Origin of the sequence: Microseira sp. BLCC-F43, from assembly GCF_041929235.1 — a bacterium.
GTDB lineage: Bacteria > Cyanobacteriota > Cyanobacteriia > Cyanobacteriales > Aerosakkonemataceae > Microseira.
In genome coordinates this window covers 1-1,347 of record NZ_JBHFNP010000216.1, presented here as the reverse complement: position 1 = coordinate 1,347, position 1,347 = coordinate 1, and the positions used below count along the sequence as shown (strand labels likewise).

At 43.1% G+C, this 1,347-nt stretch carries 1 pseudogene; it reads right to left on the bottom strand.

Annotated features, from left to right (window positions below):
- A pseudogene (locus tag ACE1CM_RS29205) lies at nucleotides 1-1,347 on the bottom strand (glycosyl transferase family 2); the annotation flags it as partial.

Below are 1,347 nucleotides of genomic sequence, written 5' to 3'. Positions count from 1 at the left end.
TGGGTTGTTTTTCCAGCACTTGACGATAGAGTTGTTCAGCATCCGCATAGCGATTTTCTCGTTGATGTTGAACTGCCAATTGCAGAGTTTCGGTTACTTCTCTTGCGCCAAATCTTCTGGGTTTGTTGACCAGCTTTAAGATAAAATCCTCCAAAGCTCTGACAGGTTTTAAGTCGCCATATAATTGGTGCTTTTTCTGGGCAATTTGTTGGGAGATGTGTTGACGATATTGAGCATCTTGCCCCAGACGCACAGCCATCTGTACATATTCTTCTTTACTCTGAGCGATTGTCTCTGAGATGCCCATCATTTTGAGGAAGGCCATTGTAACCCGCCCCCGCATCAATTCTCCTGCTAAGGTCACCACTGGAAGGTTATACCCTATAGCTTCGATGCTCGTATTACCTCCAGAGCAACCGATGCTATCTAGGAAGACATCTGCAATGGCTGTAGTACCAGCAAAACTCTGGGAATCCCAACTATGAGGTAAAAATATACAGTGGTTTTGATAATTAAGTCCGAATTGCTCAAAAGCACGGCTTAACCGCTGACGGAAGACTTCAGTCACCCGTTCACTGACATTGCCAAGAAATACAAATTTCGCAGCAGCTAACTCCTGAGCAATGCGGGGGAAGATATCATCATGTTGCGGTAAATACTTGAATAAGGATTGGCAACACCAGAACATGATTTCATCATCTTGGATGCCTATATCCTTTTTGGTTATGGCTTTAGGTTGAATTTCAACAGGTGTGTAATGGAACGCAAGATTTGGTAACCTAACTAACTTCTCTGTGTAGTGGTCTTGTCCATTTTCTGGCTCCATTAAGTCACTGCTCAAGAAGTAGTCAATCGTCGGTAAACCACTGGTCACATAATGTCCCAAAGACGACCCAATTTGAATCGGGGCAAGTCTTAAGCAACCCAGCTGAACAGTTATTGAGTCCATCATTAATTCTGCAAAAATCAGGATGTGTAACTTGTCTTGCCTAATCACCTCACACCATTGTTCAAGCAGCAACGGACCTTGAGTAAATTTATCAAACGCTTTCGCTGCTTTGGTAGTCTCCCCATCCCGTTTTGATCCTGTGTGATATCCAAATAATTCAAACTCGCTTCTATCCAAGTTTTCTACCCAGCCCCTATACGGAATTTTCCAGATAGAATGTTTGCTAAAAAATCTGGAAACAAAACCCACCCTAATTTTTTCGTTGGCTGCTAATTTGGGAAGCTCAATAGGTAGGCAACCTTGGGGATAACGACTCCACATTAACTGACAAATCATTGACCCATAAATTTGCTGCAACGGTCGGTCATCCAAGGCTTGATAGCCCAGATAAAAAGGCT